This window comes from Micromonospora sp. CA-269861 (assembly GCF_050948505.1).
In the GTDB taxonomy this organism is placed as follows: domain Bacteria; phylum Actinomycetota; class Actinomycetes; order Mycobacteriales; family Micromonosporaceae; genus Micromonospora.
Window position 1 is genome coordinate 167,797 of the sequence record NZ_CP192014.1, and the last position, 20,062, is coordinate 187,858.

The following is a 20,062-nucleotide window of genomic DNA, read 5'->3' on the forward strand; positions in this document are numbered from 1 at the left end:
TCGGTGCAGGCAGGTCGGCCCGTCGATGCGGTCGAGGTCAGATCGACCAGACCGCCCAGGCACCCGGCTCGATCCACCAGGAACGCTTGCGGGTCAGCTCGCCCTCGACACCATCGTCGAGGTACGGCACCCTGCCCTCCCTGGGCAGCACCGACACCGCCCGCCCACGGGCCCGCCGAACTTCGAGGCGTACCCGCTTGCGCCCCCACGCCGAGCGGACGACCACCGGCACGGCCACCGCGACCTCGACCTGGCCGTCGGCCGGGTCCGGCGCGGTCAGCAGCGTCACGTCATTGAGCGTCGCGTACCCGCCGGCGTTGCCGACCGCGCAGGCCAGCAACGGTTCGGCACCGTCGGTGAGGATGGTGTCGTCGACCTCCACCCGGGCGCGCCAGTGCAGCGGCCGGCCGGCGTCGTCGGCGGCGCCGAGGAGCGCGCCGTCCAGGGTCACCGAGCCGCCGTCGTTACGCAGCAGGTCCAGCCGGCGCGGGGTGCCGTCCAGCACCGCGGCGGCCACCGCCGCCGGGTCACGGGGCAACCCGAGCTGCGCGACCAGGTCCCGGTGGGTGCCGCCACGGGCCGGATCGAGCGGGAGTACGGCCACCGGCGGCAGGTCGGGCAGAGTCCGGTCGCCGGGCAGGTCGGCCGGGCGCTTGCTCGGCGCCGGGGCGTACCGCTTGACCAGCCGGCGCAGCACGGCGCGCAACTGCCCGTCGCTGGCCGTGGCGACGACCAGCCGGGTCTTGCTGTCCGGGTCCGGCCAGGTGAGGCCGTCCGGGCGGGCCGGGCCGTCCAGTCGGGCCAGCACCGCGTCGATCTCCGCGTCGGAACGGGCGGTGACCGTCTCCACCCGGGCGCCCCGGGCGTTCAGCGCGTCGGCGCAGGCCAGCACCGGCACTCGTGGCCGTTCCGTCGCGCACTGCTCGGTGTCGGCCTGGCCGGTGTCGGTCTGGCTGCTGCTGGCTCGGCCTGCGCTGGCCTGGCCGGTGTCGGACTGGCTCGTCGGGGCGGTGTCGGCCCCGGTCGCCCCGCCGCAGCAGGCCCCGCCGCTGCCACAGCCCCCGGGAGCGTCCCGCTCCGAACCGAGGGTGAGCAGCACCACGTCGTACACGGAAGGAGCCTCCTGCCTCTCGACGCGACCCCTGCCGGCCACGCCGTCACTACTTGTTAACCTGACACCCCGGGCTCGCCGAGCGGTCGCCACCTGGCACCCGAGCCTTCTGGAGGCGGAAAAGATGCCAGCGATCGTGCTCATCGGCGCTCAGTGGGGCGACGAGGGCAAGGGCAAGGTTACCGACCTGCTGGGTGAGCGGGTCGACTACGTCGTGCGCTACTCCGGCGGCAACAACGCCGGACACACGGTGATCACCCCGGACGGCCAGAAGTACGCGCTGCACCTCATGCCGTCCGGCGCGCTCTCGCCGAGCGCGATGATCATCATCGGCAACGGTGTGGTGGTCGACCCGAAGGTGCTGCTCGCCGAGATCGACGGCCTGGCCGAGCGCGGCGTCGACGTGTCCCGGCTGCGGATCTCCGGTGACGCGCACCTGATCATGCCGCACCACCGGGCGCTGGACCGGGTCATCGAGCGCTACCTCGGCTCATCCCGGATCGGCACCACCGGCCGCGGCATCGGCCCGGCCTACGGGGACAAGGTCGCCCGGATCGGCATCCGGCTCCAGGACCTGCTCGACCCGGGCATCCTGCGCAAGAAGCTGGAACTCGCGCTGCGCGAGAAGAACCAGATCCTGTTCAAGGTCTACAACCGCAAGGCGATCGACCTCGAGGCAACCGTCGAGGAGTACCTGGAGTACGCGGAGCGGCTCAAGCCGTACATCGCGGAGACCCGGGCGATGCTCTGGGACGCCCTGGACCGGGGCGAGACGGTGCTGCTGGAGGGCGCCCAGGCCACCATGCTCGACATGGACCACGGCACCTACCCCTTCGTGACCTCGTCCAACCCGACCGCCGGTGGCGCCTGCGTGGGCGCCGGCATCCCGCCGACCGCGATCAACAAGGTCATCGCGGTGAGCAAGGCGTACACCACCCGGGTCGGTGCCGGGCCGTTCCCGACCGAGCTGTTCGACGCCAACGGTGACCACCTGCGCAAGATCGGCGCGGAGTACGGCACCACCACCGGGCGGGAACGCCGGTGCGGGTGGTTCGACGCGGTCGTCGCCAGGTACGCCTGCCGCCTCAACGGTGTCACCGACCTGGTCATCACCAAGCTGGACGTGCTCACCGGCCTGGCCAAGGTGCCGATCTGCGTCGGCTACGAGATCAACGGCGTCCGGGTCGACGACATGCCGATGAGCCAGACGGACTTCCACCACGCCAAGCCCGTCTTCGAGGAACTCGACGGCTGGTGGGAGGACATCACCAAGGCCCGCACCATCGACGACCTCCCGGAGAACGCCCGCCGCTACATCGCGAGGGTCGAGGAACTCTGCAACACGAGGGTCAGCGTCGTAGGCGTAGGCCCAGGCCGAGAAGAAAACGTCCACCTCCACCCCCTCCTCCCCTAACAGCCCCTTCGCCCCGGTGATCATGGGGTTGACGGGGTATTCGATCTACAAGGGTCCCGTTAACCCCATGATCACTGACATGGTGGGCACGATTGTCCACAGGGTTATCCACAGGGCTGGCGATCGGTCGGTTGAGCGGTCAGCTTGGGCTTTGTGGACCGCAAAGAGATCGTTTGCTTGATTGCTGCCGTGCAGGATGAGCTGATCACCCGAGCGCAGGCGCTGAGAGCCGGCTTCAGTCGGCACGACATCGATCATTTGGTGGCCGTCGGCCGTTGGCGGCCACTTGCGCGAGCGGTTTATCTGACGCGCGGCCCGGACGGTGAACCACCTGCTCGTCGGTGTCGCATTCGCGCCGCCGTGCTCTCCCTGGGCCTGGAGGCTCATGCGGTGTATGGCACCGCTGCTGAGTTGTACGGCATTGCCGGACTGCCGCGTCGGGACGAGATCCATGTGGCGCTGCCGGGCAGGGCGGCAAAGCTGGCGCGGGTGTCGGATCCTGCGATCGTGCTGCACCAGCTCGAGCGCCATCCGGGCGCGGTGGTGCAGGTGGACGGAATCGCAGCGACCGAGCCACGGCTGACCGTCTCCGAAATCATCCTGCGGGAGCGCCGGTACGCGGCGGTCTCGGTGCTCGACTCCGCCCTCAATCGAGGGCTACTCACGCCCGAATGCCTAGCAACCATCCCGGCGCTGATTCGAGGTCGACGCGGTGCGGTCGCAGCGCGCGGTTACCTTGCTGAGGCGGATGGCCGGGCGCAGTCGCCGTTGGAGACACGCTGTCGGCTGCGATGCGTTGACGGAGGGGTTCCGCCGGACACTCTGCAGTTGGAGGTGCGTGACGATGACGGCTATCTGCTCGGCATCGGCGACCTGGGCTGGCGTGGCCCAAGGCTGATTGCCGAAGCGGACGGCCGAGACGCGCACGGCACCCCGGAAGCTGCCTACGCCGACCGTCGTCGCCAGAACCGCCTGGTCAACGCCGGCTGGAGCATCCTCCGCTTCACCTGGCAGGACACCCTCCACCCCACCTACATCCCCCACACGGTCCGCGAAGCAATCGCAGCCCTTCACTCCCGTCGATCATGAGGTTGACGGGCCAGTGGATCACCAGGCGACTCGTCAACCTCATGATCAACGGAAGGGTAACGAGGGACAGTAGGATGCCGGGTTGTGCGGGTTCTTTTGGTGGGTGGGGGTGGGCGGGAGCATGCGCTCGCGCTCGGGCTGGTTCAGGATCCGGGCGTTTCCGCGCTCGTCGCCGCTCCCGGTAATCCGGGTATCGCTGGCGTGGCTGAGCTGCGGACGGTGACTCCGACAGATCCGGCAGCGGTGGCGGCGTTGGCCGTGGAGACGGCCGCCGACCTGGTGGTGGTCGGGCCCGAGGCGCCGTTGGTCGCCGGGGTCGCCGATGCGGTACGCGCCAAGGGCATCGCCGTGTTCGGTCCGTCCGGCGCGGCCGCGCAGTTGGAGGGCTCGAAGGCGTTCGCCAAGGACGTGATGACCGCCGCCGGTGTGCCGACCGCCCGGGCGTACGTCTGCACGGACGAGGAGAGCACCGCTAGGGCGCTTGACGAGTTCGGCGCGCCGTACGTGGTGAAGGACGACGGGCTCGCCGCCGGCAAGGGTGTGGTGGTGACCGACGACCGGGCTGCCGCGTTGGCGCACGCCAGCGAGTGTGGTCGTGTCGTGGTCGAGGAGTTCCTCGACGGCCCGGAGGTCAGCCTCTTCGTGGTCACCGACGGTGAGGCGGCGCTGCCGCTGTTGCCGGCACAGGACTTCAAGCGGCTGGGCGACGGCGACACCGGGCCGAACACCGGGGGCATGGGGGCGTACGCGCCGCTGGCCTGGGCCCCGCCCGGCCTGGTCGACGACGTGATGCGCGATGTGGTCCACCCGACGCTCGCGGAGATGCGTCGCCGGGGTACCCCGTTCGCCGGCCTGCTCTACGTCGGCCTGGCGATTACGGCGGCCGGCCCTCGGGTGATCGAGTTCAACGCGCGCTTCGGTGACCCGGAGACCCAGGTGGTGCTCGCGCTGCTGGAGACCCCGCTGGGCGGGCTCCTGCACGCGGCGGCCACCGGCACGTTGGCCGAGCACCCGCCGCTGCGCTGGCGGGACGGCAGCGCCGTGACCGTGGTGCTTGCCTCGCCGGGTTACCCGGCCGCGCCGCGCACCGGCGACGTGATCACCGGTGCGGACCGTCCGGGCATCATCCACGCGGGCACCGCCCGCCGGGCCGGCGACGGCGCGTTGCTCTCCGCCGGCGGCCGGGTCCTCTGCGGTACGGCGACCGGCTCCGACCTGGCCGCCGCGCGGGACGCCGCGTACGTGCTGGTGGACGGGGTGGAGCTGGCCGGCTCGCAGCACCGCACCGACATCGCCGCCGCCGCTATCGACGGCCGGATCACGATCCCCGGGGCGGCAACTCAGCCGTAGTAGCGGCGGAGTTCGCGGGCGAGCACCTTGCCTGTGGCGTTGCGGGGCAGGTACTTCACGAAGATCACGTCCCGGGGGACGCTGAAGCGGGCCAGGAAGTGCCTGACGTATTCGCGTACCGCCTCGGGGTCGAGTGTCTCGCCGGGGTGCAGGGCGAGGAACGCGGACAGGCGCTGGCCGTACTCGGGGTCGGGCACGCCGATCACGGCCGCCTCGCGGACCTGCGGCAGTTGCGCGAGCAGGTCCTCCACCTCGGACGGGAAGACGTTCTCCCCGCCGGAGACGATCATGTCGTCGGCCCGGCCGTCGACGAAGAGCAGCCCGTCGGCGTTGAGCCGGCCGAGGTCGCCGGTGTCGAGCAGGCCGTCGTGGGTTTCCCGGCTGGCGCCGGAGGTGTAGCCCTCGAAGAGCATCTCGTTGCCGACGAAGATCCGCCCGACCCGTCCGTCCGGTACGGGTTGGCCGTCGTCGTCGAGCAGCTCCAGCCGGGTGCCGTGTGGTGGACGACCAGCGGTGGTGGGCGCCTCACGCAGGTCCGGTGGGCCGGCGATGGAGGCCCAGGAGACCTCGGTCGACCCGTAGAGGTTGTAGAGCACGTCCCCGTAGACGTCCATGAACTTCGGGGCCAGCCCGCCGGGCAGGGCGGAGCCGCTGACCGCGACGACGGTGAGCGGTGGGCGCGGGTCCGGCGGGGGCACCTCCAGCAGCCGTTGCAGCATCACCGGTACGGCGAAGAGCGCGTCGCACCGGTGCGCGGTCAGGGCGGCGAGCGTGGCGGTCGGGTCGAAGCGACGGTGCAGCACGATGGTGGCCCGTAGCGCCAGGCAGACCTGGAGGGCGGCGAGTCCCCAGGTGTGGAAGATCGGCGCGGCGATCATCACCCGGTCCCGGGCGTGCAGGGGGATGCGGTCGATGATGGAGACCAACGGGCCGAAGCCGCCGGGCGTCGGCCGGCGAGCGCCCTTGGGCGTACCTGTGGTGCCGGAGGTGAGCACGATGATCCGGCCGTCGCGCTCCGGCGGGTGCAGGTCACCCGGCAGTGCCCCGGCCACCAGTTCCTCGCGGGCACGTTCGTCGAGCCGGGGCAGTTCGGCGGGGAGGCCGAGGACCCGCTCGGCGAACTCGTCGTCGTGCACCAGGAGCCGCAGCCGCTGCTCCTCGGCGACGGTGCCCAACTGGGCGGCGCTGAGCCCGGTGTTGACAAGCACCGCGTCGACGCCGAGCAGGGTGGCGGCGACGATCGTCTCGATCAGCCCGTGGTGGTTGCGGCAGAGCACGCCGATCCGGTCGCCGGCCTGTACGCCGAGCCCGGCCCGCATCGAGCGGGCCATCCGTTCGGCCCGGTCGAGCAGGTCGTGGTAGGTCAGCTCGACGCCGTTCTCGTCGATGACGGCGGGGCGGCCCGGGTCCCGGGCGGCTGCCTGGCGTAGCTCGCCTGCCAGGCTCCACCCCCACGTCCGCAACGCGTTGAGCTGCGAGACGACCCGGACCGGGCTGCCGGGGGTGAGTAGTCCGCGACGGGTCAGCGTGGCGACCATGAACGGCAGGTCCATGCCGCAGACCTCCTAGGGGCGGTGCGCGGACGGGGCAGCGGTCTGCCCGTCCATCAGGGCTTCTTTCCTTGATCATGCACTGGGCGCGGCTGAAGGCCCAGTTGGCGTCGGCGCGGGGTGACGAAGACGGCACAGATCGTGGAATCCGGACCGCCGTCGGCCCGACCCGCACAGTGGGGCCGGGCCGGCGGCGGTCAGCGGATCTGCATGCCGGAGATGGCCCGGGAGATCACCAGTCGTTGGATCTCCGAGGTGCCCTCGAAGATGGTGTAGATCTTGGCGTCCCGGTACCAGCGCTCGACCGGGTGGTCACGCAGGAAGCCGGCCCCGCCGAGCAGTTGCACCGCCTTCTCGGTGACCGACACCGCCACCTCGCCGGCCTTGAGCTTGGACATCGACCCCTCGCCGGCGGTGAACGGGCGGTTGTTGCGGCCCATCCACGAGGCCCGCCAGACCAGTAGCCGCGCCGCGTCGATCTCCATCCGCATGTCGGCCAGCGCGAACGCGACAGCCTGGTTCTCGATGATCGGACGTCCGAACTGGACCCGGTCCTTCGCGTAGTCCAGCGCGTACTCGTAGGCGGCCCGGGCCACGCCGAGCGCCTGGGCGCCGACCGTGGGCCGGGACAGCTCGAAGGTGCGCATGGCGGCCTGCCCGGTGGCCCGCTGGCCGGAGCGGGCCCGGTCCAGGCGTTCCAGCAGGGCGTCCCGTCCGCCGAGCAGGCAGCGGCCGGGTACGCGTACCCCGTCGAGGAAGACGTCGGCGGTGTGGGACGCGCGGAGGCCGAGTTTGCGCAGCTTGCGGGTGGCGGCCAGGCCGGGGGTGCCCGGCGGTACGACGAACGCCGCCTGACCCCGGGAGCCGAGCGTGGGGTCGACGGAGGCGGTGACCACGTGCACGCCGGCGATCCCGCCGTTCGTGGCGTACGCCTTCTGACCGGTGAGCACCCACTCGTCGGTGGCCTCGTCGTAGACGGCCCGGGTGCGCATCGCGCCGACGTCGGAGCCGGCTTCCGGCTCGCTCGTGCAGAAGGCGGCGACGGCCGGCGAGTCGACGTCGCCGAAGCACTGCGGCACCCACTCGACCATCTGGTCCGGGGTGCCGGCGCCGTAGATGGCGGCGACGGCGAGTGAGGTGCCGAAGATGCTCAGGCCGATGCCGGCGTCACCCCAGAAGAGTTCCTCGCTGGCGATCGGCAGGGAGAGCCCGGTCGGGTCGGCCCAGCAGGTGGCGAGGAACTCGAAGCCGTAGAGGCCGACCTTGGCGGCTTCCTGGATCACCGGCCACGGGGTGTCCTCGCGCTCGTCCCACTCGGCGGCGGCCGGGCGCACGACCTCGGCGGCGAAGCCGTGCACCCAGTCGCGTAGATCCCGCTGTTCCTCGTTCAGGTCGAGCGAGAACTCAGCCATGTCAGGCCTTGGGGATGTCGAACAGGTTGGCGATGTTGGCGGCGAGGCCGAGGTCGCCCTTCGCCTTCAACTTGCCGGTCATGAACATCATCACCGGGTTGGCGCCACCGGAGACGATCTTCAGGAACTCGACAGGGCCCATGGTCAGGCTCAGCTTCGGGTCGTGCTGCGGGGTCTCGTTCACGACGCAGGTGCCGTCGGCGATGACCACCTCGTAGGTGTCGCTGCCGCCGTCGGGGCGACCGGTGATGACCCAGTGGATGACCGCGTTGGTGGAGCCGGCCCGGTCCGCGCGGAACAGCGACGGCATCCGGCCGAACACCTCGCTCAGCACCTTGCCGCGCAGGTCACCGGACATCACCTGGGCGATCTTGTCGTCCGGGGTGGACTTGACCAGCTGGGCGAACTCCTTGGGGCCGACGTTGGCGAAGGTGGCCGGGTCGAAGTCAGTCATCAGGTGCGCCTTCCGGAAGATTTGGCTACTCGCGCGTAACCCTACGCACGAGTAGGTATGCTCGCAAGGTGTCCAGCGTCCCCGCCTTCAAGCGCCTGCCACGAGCCGTCCGCGAGCAGCAGATGCTCGACGCGGCCGTCAAGGTCTTCTCCCGGCGCGGCTTCCACGCCGCCAGCATGGACGAGATCGCGGAGGACGCCGGCATCTCCAAGCCGATGGTGTACGCGTACCTCGGCACCAAGGAGGAGCTGTTCGTCGCCTGCCTGCACCGGGAGGGCACCCGGATGATGCAGGCCATCGCCGGTGCGGCGGCCCCCGACCTGCCGGCCGACGAGCGGCTCTGGCGCGGGCTGAAGGCGTTCTTCGGCTTCGTGGGGGCCCACCGGGACGGCTGGGCGGTGCTCTACCGGCAGGCCCGGGGCGAGCAGCCGTTCGCCGGCGAGTTGGCCACCATGCGGGCCCGGTTGGTCGAGGTGGTCGCCGGGATGCTCGACCACGCGCTGCGCGCCGAGGGCCGCGAGATCGCCGCCCTCGACCTGGAGGTCGTCGCGTACGCCCTGGTCGGCGCGACCGAGTCGCTGGCTGACTGGCTCGCGGACCACCCGGACGCCGACCCGGAGAAGACGGCGACCCGGATGATGAACGTGGCCTGGCTCGGTGCCGCCCAACTCCTGCACGGCGTCACCTGGCGTCCGCCGACCGACTGACATCACCTGACCGACGTCCGGCCCACCGGCTCGGCCGTCACCGTCGGCTGGGCTGACCGGCCGCGGTTGCGGAGCCAGCGGACCACCTCGACGACCACCGTCACCGTCAGGGCGAGGCCCAGACCGAGCAGGAGACCACGCAGCGGGTCCTGCTCGAAGGCCAGACCGCCGACGTAGCCGACGAGCGCCGAGTAGAGCCCCCACGAGCTGGCGGCGAGCGCGTCGAAGGCCAGGAACCGTCGCCGGGGGTAGCGCACCGCACCCATGGTGAGGGTGACAGCGGTCCGGCCGCCCGGAACGTAGCGGGCCACGGTGAGGATCAGACCGCCCCGGGTGGCGATCCCCCGACGGGCCCGGTCGATGGCGGCCCGGCGTCGACCGTCGGGCGGCAGCCGGTCGAGCAGCCGCGTGCCACCACCCCGCCCGATGGCGTACGAGATGTGGTCCCCGACAAGCGCCCCGGCGGCGGCGACCAGGATCACCGCCGGCAGGTACGGCGCTCCGGAGGCCGCGAACACCCCTGCGGTGATCACCGCCGTCTCGCTCGGCACCACCGGGAAGAAGCCGTCGAGCACCGCGATTGCGAAGATCGCCAGGTACACCCAGGGTGAGGACATCGTGTCGTGCAGCAGGTCGAGCAGATCCATGATCCTGATGCTCGTGCGGGCGGCGGCTCCTGCCATCGGCCAGTGGTCAGGTGGGCGGCACTACTTAGGTAGCGTCCGGCCCGGACAGCGGGTCGGGGTCATCCCCCACCTCACCCGGGTACGACGTCGTGGAGCGGGTCGATGCGTCAGCCGAGGCCTAGGCTCGCTGCGTGGCCTCCAGCGCCGTCGCCCTCCGGCGGGTCGTCCATCGGTACGCCCCGCAGCTGCTCGCCGTCCTGGTCGCCGCGGCTGTCTGGGCCAGCGCGGCAGGCGACATCGGGGTCCGCTCGCCGTTGCCGGGCGCGGTAGTGCTGCTGATCGCGCTGGGCTCGGCGTGGGCGGCCGGCATGATCCGGAGCCGTCGCTGGCCGTTGTTCCTGGCCGCGGCGGTCGGCTGGTTGGTGCTCGCCGCGGCGGCCGCCGGGGTGCTGGCCTCGTACCAGGCGGGTCTGCGGCTGCGCGGTCGTCAACTCGCCGGCTACCTCGCCGGGGCGGCAGTGGTGCTGACCGGTGGGGTGCTGGTCGGGCTGGCGGTGGGTGGCGTACGCCGGATCACCACCGCCACCACCGGCAACGTGCTGCTGCTCGCCGCCTGTCTGGTCGGGCTCCCACTGGTCTTCGGCCTCTGGGTGCGGGCCCGTCAGGACACGCTCGCCGCCCTGCGGGACCGGGCCGAGCGGCTGGAGCGTGAGCAGGAGGCCCGCGCCGACCGGGTCCGCGCCGAGGAACGGACCCGGATCGCCCGGGAGATGCACGACGTGGTGGCGCACCGGGTCTCGCTGATGGTGGTGCATGCCGGGGCGCTGGAGGTGACAGCCGCGGACCCGGCGACCGTCGAGGCCGCCGCGCTGATCCGGACGACCGGCCGGCAGGCGCTCACCGACCTGCGTGAGGTGCTGGGCGTGCTGCGCCAGGCCGGCCCGGCGGTCACGCCGGAGCGCGGGCTCGACACGTTGGACGAGTTGATCGGGGAGTCCCGTGCCGCCGGGCTGCGGGTGTCCCGGCAGGACGAGGGCGTGCCGACGGCACTACCGGCGACCCTGGGGCGTACCGCGTACCGCGTACCGGGTGGTCCGGGAGGCGCTGACGAACGTGCGCAAGCACGCGTCCGACGCCGAGACGACCGTCTGCCTGCGCTATCTGCCCGACGGGTTGGAGGTGCTGGTCCGCAACGGCCCGTCCGAGGGCGGGTCGGCCCTGCCCGGCGCGGGGCAGGGGCTGCTCGGGCTGCGTGAGCGGGTGGAGTTGCTCGGCGGCCGGTTGGAGGCGACTCCGGTGGACGGCGGCTTCCTGGTCCGGGCCCTGATCCCGCTGGCGGGTACGGCGTGATCCGGGTGGTGGTGGTCGACGACGAGCAGCTGGTCCGTGCCGGGCTGCGGCTGATCCTCGAGGCGGCGGAGGACATCACTGTCGTCGGTGAGGCGGCGAACGCCGCCGACGCGTTGGAGCAGGCTCAGCGGTTACGCCCCGACGTGGTGCTGCTCGACGTGCGGATGCCGGGCGTCGACGGGCTGACAGTCGCGCCCGAGGTGGTCGCCGCCGGCCCGAAGGTGATCATGTTGACCACCTTCGACCTCGACGAGTACGTGCACCGGGCGCTGCGGGCCGGCGCGGTCGGCTTCCTGCTCAAGGACACCCCGCCCCGCGAGTTGGCCGCCGCCGTTCGTACGGTGGCCGCCGGGAACGCCATGCTCGCCCCGACGGTGACCCGGCGCCTGATCAGCTCGTTCGCCGAGCGTGGTCCGGCCCGCCGGGACGCGGCTCGTGAGCGGCTCGCACCGTTGACCGGGCGGGAGTTGGCGATCGTCCGGGAGGTGGCGCGCGGGCACGGCAACGCGGAGATCGCCCGGCGGCTGACGATGAGCGAGGCCACCGTCAAGGCGCACGTCAGCAGGGCGCTGGCGAAGCTCCACGCGGGCAACCGGGTGCAGTTGGCCATCCTCGTGCACGACGCCGACCTGCTGTGAGGTGGCCGGATTCCGCTCAGTGCCGGGAGGAGGCGTGGCCGCGCAACCGGCGGCGCAGCCACCGGATCCCCTCCAGCCCGAACGTGACGACCACCGAGAGCCCCACACCGACGAGCACGCCCTTCACCGGGTCACGTTCGAAGGCCAGCCCGCCGAAGAAGCCGAGCAGCCCGCAGTACAACGCCCAGGTGACAGCCGCGATGCTGTCGTACAGCAGGAATGACCGGCGGGGATAGCCCACCGCGCCCATGGTGAGGGTGACGGCCGTCCGGCCACCGGGCACGTACCGGGAGGTGGTCAGGATCATCCCGCCGCGCCGGTCCACCGCCCGTCGGGCCCACTCGGAGCTGGCCCGTCGCCGGCTGCCGTCGGGCAGCCGGGCCAGCCGGTGCGCGCCGCCGCCTCGACCGATGGCGTACGAGATGTGGTCGCCGACCAGCGCGCCGACGGCGGCGCTCACGATCACCAGGGTGAGGCTGGGGTGCCCGCCGCTCGCCGAGAGCACCCCCGCGGTGATCACCGCCGCCTCGCCCGGCACCGCGGGGAAGAACGCGTCGACCGCGGTGAGCCCGAAGATCACCAGGTAGACCCACGGCGACGTGACCGTCCCACGGAGGAGGTCGAGCAGCGCGTCCATGTCCCCATGCTTGCCGGGCGCGACCTACCCGGTGGGCGAGTCGCCGGATCCCCCCAGGGCAGTTGTCAGTCGGCGTGGACCAGGGCCGGTGGGGCGAGCAGCGGGCCGTACGGGGTCTTGTCGTCGGCGGTGGGGCCGTGCGAGGTCAGCACCACAGGTGTGCCCAGCTCCGTGCGTACCGCCTCGGCCCAGTCCGTCGGCGGTTCGTCGTACACCGGGCGGGAGCGCAGCAGGCGGGCGGTGAGCGCGGCCTGCCGGCCGAGGTCGCCGGGCGGGCCGGGGGTGAGCCGGTCGGTGGTGTCGTAGCGGCGGCAGATCCGCAGGCCAGAGCCGGCCAGGTCGAGGTGGGTGAGGGCCAGGCCGTCGACACCGCCGGCCGCGGCGAGGGCGTACCGGTGGGCGACCGCGTCGAAGTGGCCGAACCGGAACCGGCCCTGCCACGGGTTCGTCGGGTTGTGCGGGTCGGTGAACGGCAGGCCCGGGTCCTCGGTCACCAGCGGGCCGGGCCCGTGCCTGGTGGTGACCAGCCGGAGCACCCCGATCCGGGTCACGTCGCCGGCCCGGCCCGCCTCGGCGAGCAGGCCGTCCACGTTGGCGAACGTGGTGGTGCTCCAGGTGGTGTACGGGTGGAAGCCGTGCCACTCGTCGAGCAGCACCCCCTGCGCGCCCTCGAAGACGCAGGTCCCGGTGCGCAGCGCCCCGGCGAGCCAACTGCCGTCGACGATGGCGACCCGTACGGCGAACCCGGTGAACGCGGGCAGGCAGTCCTCGATCGGTGGCGCGTCCAGCGGGCCCAGCTCGGCGGTCAGCCGGTCCCGCACTGTGGTCAGCCTCCGGCGCAGCAGCGCCGGGTGGTGGCAGTCGGCGACCCGGGGCGCGTCGTCCGGGTGGGCGAGACCGTACGCGACGGCCTCGCCCACCCCCAGCCCGCAGGAGCCGTGCCGGTCGGCTCCCCGGGCGATCTCCCGGGCCCGGTTGGCGGCCCGGTGGTACGGGGTGGCGAGCAGCGCGTCCCCGTCGACGGTCAGCCGGTCGAGCGCGTCGGGCACCCCGACTGTGGCGAGGTGGTCGGCCTCGGCGGCCAGCGCCAACGGGTCCACCACCACGTGCCGGGACAGGTGCGTACCGACACCGGGATGGAACGTCCCGGCGCCGAACTGCGCGAACGTGTGGTGCCGCCCGTCGCGCAGCACGACGTTGTGCGCCGCCTGCGCGCCCCCGTTGAAGCGGACCACCGTGTGCACCGGACGGGTGGCGCAGAGCCAGTCCACCACCGTGCCCTTGCCGGCGTCGCCGTAGCCGAGGTCGACCACCGCCACGTGCCTCACAGCCGGGTCACCCCGCCGGCGGTGTCGGTGAAGGCAGGCAGCGTCGACACCTCGGCCCGCCGCTCCCGGCCGAGACGGGCCAGCGCCTTCGACACGGTGCCGGTGGCGCCGGAGCCGGCGCGGTCCAGGTCGCGCAGGCCCTCGTCCAGGTCGATGGCCTGTTCGCCGAGGCCGATGGTGAGCGCGATGGTCTCGCAGACCGCGTCGAGGTCATCGAGCAGGACGGCGTTCTGCCCCAGCAGGTCCCGCCAGAAGTCGAGCACAATCGCGCTGCCGGCGTAGTGGCTGCCGGCGGGGAGCAGGTAGTAGGTGTCCCAGCGCCGGGTCACCTCGTCGACGACCTGCCGCAGTGGCACGTCCTCGGCGAGGTCGTCCCCGATCAGGCCGGCCACCTCCCGGGCCTTCACTCGCGGGTACGCCAGCTCGTCGCCGATGATGAACAGGTAACCGCGCCGGCCGCGCTTCTCCCAGTTGTCGGTGACCGTGTGCCGGGCCATGAAGTACATGGCCAGCTCGTACGACTCGCTCATCTGCCCGCCGCCACCGCCCTCCAGCACGATCCGGCCCAGGTCGTCGTCCATCCGGTTGTCCGACTCGAACTGGCCCACCTGCAACGGCACGCGGTCGCAGGTGGCGTCGCCGATGGCGCCGAACATGATCTGCGGGTCGCTGGCGTAGCCCTGCCGTTGCAGCAGCCCGAGCAGCTGCGGCAGCTTGGTCTGCAGGACCCGCGGCACCGTGCGCATCGAACCGGTCACGTCGAAGAGCACCGCGACGGGCGTCGACAGGGGGTGCTCGTCGGAGTCGCGGCTCTCGCGGGTCGCGTCCCTGGGGTCGAGCGCGGGGTGCACGGTGCGCGCCCCGCTGTCGCTGTAGGAGAAGGCGCTCTTGCCGGTCGACCGGCGGTAGCGGTCGGCGGCGTCGTACACGTCGGTGGACCAGATTCCACTGCCCATGACAGCTCCTTACGGGGTGAGGGTGAAGGGTCGGAAGGCGCGGGGCCCGTAGAGGCGGTCCAGCACCTGGTCGAGTTCGCGCAGCAGTCGCCAGGCGTCGTCGGGCCGGGCGTCCAGGGACCGTTGCCGGCATCCCTGCGCGAAGGTGTGCAGCTCGCGAGGTGCGCGCGGCCCCATCAGCCAGCTCATGCAGTGGCTGGCCATCGCGATGTCGGTGCCCGGGCCGCAGGGCTGCCTCTTGAGGACCTCCTCCGGGTTCCAGCCGTGGCCGGGCACGACCGCAGGGATCGTGCTTCCGACGGCCGCGGAGAAGCACCAGTCGACAAGCACCACGCCGTGGGCGTCCGGCTCGATCAGCACGTGTCGCGGCAGGACCGCGCCGTGCACCACGCCCGCCCGGTGGGCCAGGCCGAGCACCACCAGCAGTCGCCGCCAGATCCAGGCCACGTCCCGGGCGTCCAGCCCGCCGGGGTACGCGCGCCGCACCTCGTCGAGGTTGTGCAGGTTGGGCGCGGTGGCGAGCACGTTGATCCGTCGTTCCGCGCCGGTGACGGCGTCGCGGTGCCGGAGTTCGTCGACGAGTCGGGGTACGTACGGCAGGTAGCGCGGGTCGCCGCGCTCGGCGATGGTGCGCAGGGCGTGCGCCTCGCGGGCCATCAGGTCGTTGTCGGTGGGCCGTCGGGGGAGCTTGAGCAGCCGGTCGTCGCCGACGTCGTAGAGATCAGCCAGGTCACCCGAGTGGGCCGGCGCGCCGAGCCGGTAGTCGCCGAGGACGGTGACCTGCCGTGCCCGCCACCGGGTGGTGACGCGGATGAACGCGTCGAGGGCTTCGGCGCGTACCGCCGGGTTGGTCGGCAGGCGGTCGGGGTGCAGGGCCGCGACCAGCTCGCGGTAGCGGCGGGCCGGCTGGTCGGCGCCGAACAGGTCGGCGTCGGTGCGGGCGGCCGCGACCAGGCGGATGGCGTCCGCGGCCCTCACCGCACCGTCTCCTCGCGGGGGGGCGCAGCAGCGCCGGGTGCAGCAGCCGGGCGTCGCCGGCCCGGTAGAGCCGTGCTCGCGGGCCGCCCCGGGCACCACCGCGCTCGGTGCTGGCGCCCGTGCTCTCCACGAAGCCGGGCACGGAGAGCACCTTGCGGTGGAAGTTGCCGGCGTGCAGCGGGTGCCCCCAGACCGTCTCGTAGACGGCGCGCAGCTCGCTGATGGTGAACTCGGCGGTGAGGAAGCGCGTGGCGAGCGGGGTGTACTCCAGCTTGGATCGGGCCCGCTCCAACGCGTCGTCGATGATCCGGCCGTGGTCGAAGGCGAGCTGTCGGCTGGTCAACGCGGTCACCGGCAGCCAGATCGCCTCGTCGGCGTCGGTGCCGGCGGCCGGGTCCGGCAGGTCGGGGGCGAACGCGAGGTGGGCGATCGAGACGACGCGCATGCGCGGGTCACGGTCGGGAGCGCCATAGCTGCCCAACTGCTCCAGGTGTACGCGACGCAGCGCCTCGCCGCCGAGCCCGGTCTCCTCGGCCAGCTCACGTCGGGCCCCGGCGGTCAGGTCCTCGTCGGGGCGGACGAAGCCCCCGGGCAGCGCCCAGTGCCCGGCGAAGGGTGCCTCGCCGCGCCGGATCAGCAGCAGGTGCAGCGCGTCGTCGCGGATGGTCAGCGCCACCACGTCGACGGTCACGGCGACCGACGGGTAGGCCCGGGGGTCGTACGCGGCCAGGAACTCCTGCTCGTTCATCACGTCTCTCTCATTCTGAGAACATCTCGCTGTGAGAACAACTTAGCGCAGAAGTGCACGCCTGCCAAGGGCAACTCAGCGCACGGCTGCGCGCTCAGCGCACGGGGCCTGCCAGGTGCGCTCAGCGCACGAGACCCGCCAGGTGCGGTCGGCCGCGCGAGTCGTGCACTGTGAACCCGCCGTCCGGCAGGAGCGCGAAGCCCACAGTGCTCGGCAGTGGCACGGGCAGCTTGAAGGCGACCTCGACGGTGTACGCGTCCGGCAGCCGGGCCTCCAGCGCGGCCAGGCAGCGCGCCTTGCTCCACATGCCGTGCGCGATCGGCCGGCGGAAGCCGAACAGTCGCGCCCCGAGTCGGGAGGTGTGGATCGGGTTGTGGTCGCCGGAGACCCGCGCGTACTCCGTACCGACACGTGGTTCCACCCGCCAGCGGGCGGTGGCCGTCGGCGCTGCCTGACGTTCGCCTGGGTCGCGCCCGCTGGGCTTGCGTTCCCGACCGAGGTACGTCGAGACGCCGCGCCACACCTCCTCCCCGTCGACCGAGCCGACAAGCACCACGTCCACCTGCCGCCCCCTGTCGTGTGGGCGCAGGTTCTCCGCGTACGTCGTGAAGTCGAGGGTCTCGTCGGCGGTGATCGGGCGGTGCGTGGTGATCCGGTTGCCGACGTGCACCAGGCCGATCAGCGGGATGGGGAAGTCCGGAGCGGTCATCAGGCGCAGGGCCAGCGGGAAGCCCATCACGTGCGGAAACGTCGCGGGCAGCCGATCGCTGAGGCGGAACCCGCAGACCCGGTCGTAGTCGGCGAGCTGCGCCCGGTCGACTGTCACCCCGCGCACTGTCAACTCGACGGCCGGCAGGTCGGGCCCGCGCCGCCCACCGCCGAGGCCGGGTAGCGCGCCGAGCAACGCCCGCCGGTGCAGCGCCCCGGCCGCCGGCATCCGGGACAGTTCGACAGGGGTACGGCTGCCCGACTCCGGCCTCGCGCCCATCACGCCCCCAGCAGGCTCTGGCCGCAGACCCGGACCACGTTTCCGCTGACCGCGCCGCTGGCCGGCCAGGCCAGCCAGCCGATCGTCTCGGCCACGTCCACCGGCAACCCGCCCTGGGCCAGGCTGTTCATCCGCCGGCCCGCCTCGCGGACCACCAGCGGGATGCGCGCGGTCAGCCGGGTCTCGATGAAGCCGGGGGCCACCGCGTTGACGCTGATCCCCCGTTCCCGCAGGGCCGGCGCGAGCGAGTCGACCAACCCGATCACGCCGGCCTTGCTGGTGGCGTAGTTGGTCTGCCCCCGGTTGCCGGCGATCCCCGCGATGGAGGAGACCGAGATGATCCGCCCACCGGCCGGCATCAGCTCCCGCTCCAGCAGCACGTCGTTGATCCGTTCCTGGCTGGACAGGTTGACGTCGATGACCTGGTCCCACCGGTCGGCGTCCATCCGGCCGAGCGTCTTGTCCCGGGTGATGCCGGCGTTGTGCACCACCACGTCGACCCGCCCGTGCCGGCTGGCCAGGTGCTCGGCGAGCCGGGTCGGCGCGTCCGGCGCGGTCAGGTCGAGTTGGACGGCGGTGCCGCCGATGTCGTTCGCCACCGCGGCGAGCGCGTCGCCGGCGGCCGGGATGTCCAGGGCCACCACCCGCGCGCCGTCGCGGGCGAGCACCGTCGCCAGCGCCGCACCGATGCCCCGCGCAGCGCCGGTGACGAGCACGACCTGCCCGTCCAACGGGCGGTCCCAGTCGGCCGGGGCGCTCGCCGCGCCGCCGCCGACCCGGATGACCTGCCCCGACACGTACGCGGACCGGCCGGACAGCAGGAACCGGATGGTCGATTCGAGACTCGTGCGAATGTCGCTCTGGGTGCGGGTCACGTACACGAGTTGTGCTGTGGTGCCCCGGCCGAACTCCTTGCCGATGCTGCGGACCAGCCCTTCGAGGGCGCGCTGGGCGGTCGCCTCGCGGGGTGTCGCGCACTCCTGCGGCGGGGTGCCCAGGACGATCACCCGGCCGCTGGGCAGTACGGCCCGAGCCTGCGGGTGGAAGAAGTCGTAGAGCTGGCGCAGCTCGGTCGAGTCGGTGATCCCGGTGGCGTCGAAGAGCAGTGCCCCGTACCGCTGCGGGTCGGCGCTGGCCGGGTCGGCCAGCTCGACCCCGGCGGCGGTGAGGATCTTGGCGACCGGCTCGGTGAGCCGGCCGCCGCTGGCCGCGCCGAGCAGGGCCGGCCCGGGCAGCAGCGGGTCGCCGGGGTGGTGCCGGCGCAGTCGGGGCGGGTCGGGCAGCCCGAGGCGCTTGACCAGCGCGCGGCCGGCGGCCGATTGGACGAAGCTCGCGTACCTGTCGGTCATGCGCGTAGCCTACTGGCGAGTAGGGTTTGAGCAACACATGTCGAGGAGGCGGATCGTGCAGAGTGTCCGGCGGGTCGCGGTCATCGGGGGCAACCGCATCCCCTTCGCCCGTTCCAACTCCCGCTACGCGGACGCGTCGAACGCCGACCTGCTCGGCGCGGCGCTCGACGGCCTGATCGCCCGCTACGGGCTGGCCGGGCAGCGGATCGGCGAGGTGGTGACCGGCGCGGTGCTCAAGCACTCCCGCGACTTCAACCTCACCCGCGAGGTGGTCCTCGGCTCCCGGCTCGACCCGCACACCCCGGCGTACGACATCCAGCAGGCCTGCGGCACCGGTCTGGAGGCGACGATCCTGGTCGCCAACAAGATCGCCCTCGGTCAGCTCGACGTGGGCATCGCCGGCGGTGTCGACACCACCTCCGACGCCCCGCTCGCCGTCAACGAGGAGATGCGCCGCACGCTGCTCAAGCTCAACTCGGCCCGCACACTTGGCGAACGGCTCAAGATTGCGGCGAAGCTGCGGCCACTCCAGCCGTTCAAGCCGGAGATCCCGCGCAACGCCGAGCCGCGAACCGGTCTGTCCATGGGCGACCACGCCGCCCGCACCGCCCTGGGCTGGCAGATCGACAGGCGATCCCAGGACGAGCTGGCGCTGCGCTCACACCAGCGGCTCGCCGCCGCGTACGACAAAGGTTTCTTCGACGACCTGATGACGCCGTACCTGGGGCTCACCCGCGATCAGAACCTGCGCCCGGACAGCAGCCTGGAGAAGCTCGCCTCGCTGAAGCCGGTCTTCGGCACCCGCGGCCCGGACGCCGAGCACGCCACCATGACCGCCGGCAACTCGTCACCCCTCACCGACGGCGCGTCCACAGTGCTGCTGGCCAGCGAGGAGTGGGCGGCGGCGCACCACCTGCCCGTGCTGGCCTGGTTCAGCTGGTCGGAGACGGCGGCGGTCGACTTCGTACACGGCGACGAGGGGTTGCTGATGGCACCCGCGTACGCGGTGCCCCGGATGCTGGCCCGCGCCGGGCTGACGTTGCAGGACTTCGACTACTACGAGATCCACGAGGCGTTCGCGTCGCAGGTGCTGGCCACCCTCGCCGCCTGGGAGTCCCCGGAGTTCGCCAAGGACCGGCTCGGGCTGGACGCGCCGTTGGGCGCGATCGACACCGACCGGCTCAACGTCAACGGCTCGTCGCTCGCCGCCGGGCATCCGTTCGCCGCCACCGGTGGGCGGATCGTGGCGACCCTGGCCAAGCTGCTTGCCGAGCGGGGCAGCGGGCGCGGGCTGATCTCCATCTGCGCCGCCGGTGGTCAGGGCGTGACCGCCATCCTCGAACGCTGAGCGGAGTGTGCAAAGCGACGCCCGCCGGT

Annotated in this window: 18 protein-coding genes and 1 pseudogene; 7 read left to right on the forward strand and 12 right to left on the reverse strand. The window is 72.4% G+C overall.

The features are described from left to right. Positions 1 to 37 precede the first annotated feature (37 nt). Complete coding sequence (locus tag ACQP0U_RS00830; RefSeq protein WP_433314898.1) at positions 38 to 1,111, reverse strand: hypothetical protein; 1,074 nt, start codon at positions 1,109 to 1,111, stop codon at positions 38 to 40. A gap of 124 nt (positions 1,112 to 1,235) precedes the next feature. Here ACQP0U_RS00830 and ACQP0U_RS00835 point away from each other — a divergent pair, with 124 nt between their 5' ends. The 3 genes from ACQP0U_RS00835 (at position 1,236) to purD (ending at position 4,964) form a co-directional block, all read left to right on the forward strand. After that, on the forward strand, positions 1,236 to 2,525 hold the full coding sequence (locus ACQP0U_RS00835) for an adenylosuccinate synthase (RefSeq protein ID WP_433314900.1): 1,290 nt from the start codon (positions 1,236 to 1,238) through the stop codon (positions 2,523 to 2,525). 153 nt (positions 2,526 to 2,678) lie between these two features. After that, a complete protein-coding gene (locus tag ACQP0U_RS00840; protein ID WP_433314902.1) occupies positions 2,679 to 3,614 on the forward strand; it encodes a hypothetical protein in 936 nt (311 codons plus the stop codon). 84 nt (positions 3,615 to 3,698) lie between these two features. Continuing rightward, entirely contained in the window at positions 3,699 to 4,964 is a 1,266-nt protein-coding gene (gene purD / locus ACQP0U_RS00845; protein ID WP_433314904.1) for a phosphoribosylamine--glycine ligase, read from the forward strand. Here the strand turns inward: purD and ACQP0U_RS00850 are convergent. The 3 genes from ACQP0U_RS00850 to ACQP0U_RS00860 all read right to left on the reverse strand — a co-directional run bounded on the left by ACQP0U_RS00850 (position 4,955) and on the right by ACQP0U_RS00860 (position 8,380). Continuing rightward, on the reverse strand, positions 4,955 to 6,517 hold the full coding sequence (locus tag ACQP0U_RS00850; protein WP_433314906.1) for an AMP-binding protein: 1,563 nt from the start codon (positions 6,515 to 6,517) through the stop codon (positions 4,955 to 4,957). The two genes, purD and ACQP0U_RS00850, sit on opposite strands and share 10 nt — an antisense overlap. A gap of 194 nt (positions 6,518 to 6,711) precedes the next feature. Next, on the reverse strand, positions 6,712 to 7,926 hold the full coding sequence (locus ACQP0U_RS00855) for an acyl-CoA dehydrogenase family protein (RefSeq protein ID WP_196920507.1): 1,215 nt from the start codon (positions 7,924 to 7,926) through the stop codon (positions 6,712 to 6,714). 1 nt (position 7,927) lies between these two features. Beyond that, a complete protein-coding gene (locus tag ACQP0U_RS00860) occupies positions 7,928 to 8,380 on the reverse strand; it encodes an SCP2 sterol-binding domain-containing protein (protein WP_433314908.1) in 453 nt (150 codons plus the stop codon). Between the two features lie 68 nt (positions 8,381 to 8,448). On the opposite strand from ACQP0U_RS00860, the gene ACQP0U_RS00865 reads away from it, so the two are divergent. Further along, the gene (locus ACQP0U_RS00865) at positions 8,449 to 9,087 is read left to right on the forward strand and encodes a TetR/AcrR family transcriptional regulator (RefSeq protein ID WP_433314909.1); all 639 of its coding nucleotides are present in this window, start codon (positions 8,449 to 8,451) and stop codon (positions 9,085 to 9,087) included. 2 nt (positions 9,088 to 9,089) lie between these two features. On the opposite strand, the gene ACQP0U_RS00870 is transcribed toward ACQP0U_RS00865, so the two are convergent. Beyond that, positions 9,090 to 9,737, reverse strand: coding sequence for a DedA family protein (locus tag ACQP0U_RS00870; protein WP_433320520.1), 648 nt, complete (start codon positions 9,735 to 9,737; stop codon positions 9,090 to 9,092). 167 nt (positions 9,738 to 9,904) lie between these two features. Here ACQP0U_RS00870 and ACQP0U_RS00875 point away from each other — a divergent pair, with 167 nt between their 5' ends. Together ACQP0U_RS00875 and ACQP0U_RS00880 are read left to right on the forward strand one after the other, a co-directional pair. Next, positions 9,905 to 10,969, forward strand: a complete 1,065-nt coding sequence (locus ACQP0U_RS00875; RefSeq protein ID WP_433314911.1) for a sensor histidine kinase — start codon at positions 9,905 to 9,907, stop codon at positions 10,967 to 10,969. 90 nt (positions 10,970 to 11,059) lie between these two features. Then, a complete protein-coding gene (locus ACQP0U_RS00880) occupies positions 11,060 to 11,701 on the forward strand; it encodes a response regulator (RefSeq protein ID WP_433314913.1) in 642 nt (213 codons plus the stop codon). 16 nt (positions 11,702 to 11,717) lie between these two features. Here the strand turns inward: ACQP0U_RS00880 and ACQP0U_RS00885 are convergent, their stop codons facing one another. The 7 genes and pseudogenes from ACQP0U_RS00885 to ACQP0U_RS00915 all read right to left on the reverse strand — a co-directional run bounded on the left by ACQP0U_RS00885 (position 11,718) and on the right by ACQP0U_RS00915 (position 18,685). Continuing rightward, the gene (locus ACQP0U_RS00885; protein ID WP_433314915.1) at positions 11,718 to 12,338 is read right to left on the reverse strand and encodes a DedA family protein; all 621 of its coding nucleotides are present in this window, start codon (positions 12,336 to 12,338) and stop codon (positions 11,718 to 11,720) included. Positions 12,339 to 12,403: 65 nt separating this feature from the next. After that, positions 12,404 to 13,666: an adenylosuccinate synthetase gene (locus ACQP0U_RS00890; protein WP_433314917.1), complete on the reverse strand. Its 1,263-nt coding sequence runs from the start codon at positions 13,664 to 13,666 to the stop codon at positions 12,404 to 12,406. After that, entirely contained in the window at positions 13,663 to 14,622 is a 960-nt protein-coding gene (locus ACQP0U_RS00895; RefSeq protein WP_433314918.1) for a hypothetical protein, read from the reverse strand. The genes ACQP0U_RS00890 and ACQP0U_RS00895 overlap by 4 nt, the downstream gene beginning before the upstream one ends. 9 nt (positions 14,623 to 14,631) lie before the next feature. Continuing rightward, on the reverse strand, positions 14,632 to 15,600 hold the full coding sequence (locus tag ACQP0U_RS00900; RefSeq protein WP_433314920.1) for a serine/threonine protein kinase: 969 nt from the start codon (positions 15,598 to 15,600) through the stop codon (positions 14,632 to 14,634). Next, positions 15,597 to 16,348 (reverse strand): annotated as a pseudogene (locus tag ACQP0U_RS00905) (NUDIX hydrolase). Before ACQP0U_RS00905 ends, ACQP0U_RS00900 begins: the two are co-directional and overlap by 4 nt. Before the next feature lie 121 nt (positions 16,349 to 16,469). Next, on the reverse strand, positions 16,470 to 17,336 hold the full coding sequence (locus ACQP0U_RS00910) for a MaoC/PaaZ C-terminal domain-containing protein (protein WP_433314922.1): 867 nt from the start codon (positions 17,334 to 17,336) through the stop codon (positions 16,470 to 16,472). Beyond that, positions 17,336 to 18,685: a 3-oxoacyl-ACP reductase gene (locus ACQP0U_RS00915; protein WP_433314924.1), complete on the reverse strand. Its 1,350-nt coding sequence runs from the start codon at positions 18,683 to 18,685 to the stop codon at positions 17,336 to 17,338. Before ACQP0U_RS00915 ends, ACQP0U_RS00910 begins: the two co-directional genes overlap by 1 nt. A gap of 55 nt (positions 18,686 to 18,740) precedes the next feature. Here ACQP0U_RS00915 and ACQP0U_RS00920 point away from each other — a divergent pair, with 55 nt between their 5' ends. Next, positions 18,741 to 20,033 carry an acetyl-CoA C-acetyltransferase gene (locus ACQP0U_RS00920; protein WP_433314926.1) on the forward strand — a complete coding sequence of 431 codons (1,293 nt, stop codon included), beginning with the start codon at positions 18,741 to 18,743 and terminating at the stop codon, positions 20,031 to 20,033. Positions 20,034 to 20,062: the final 29 nt, after the last annotated feature.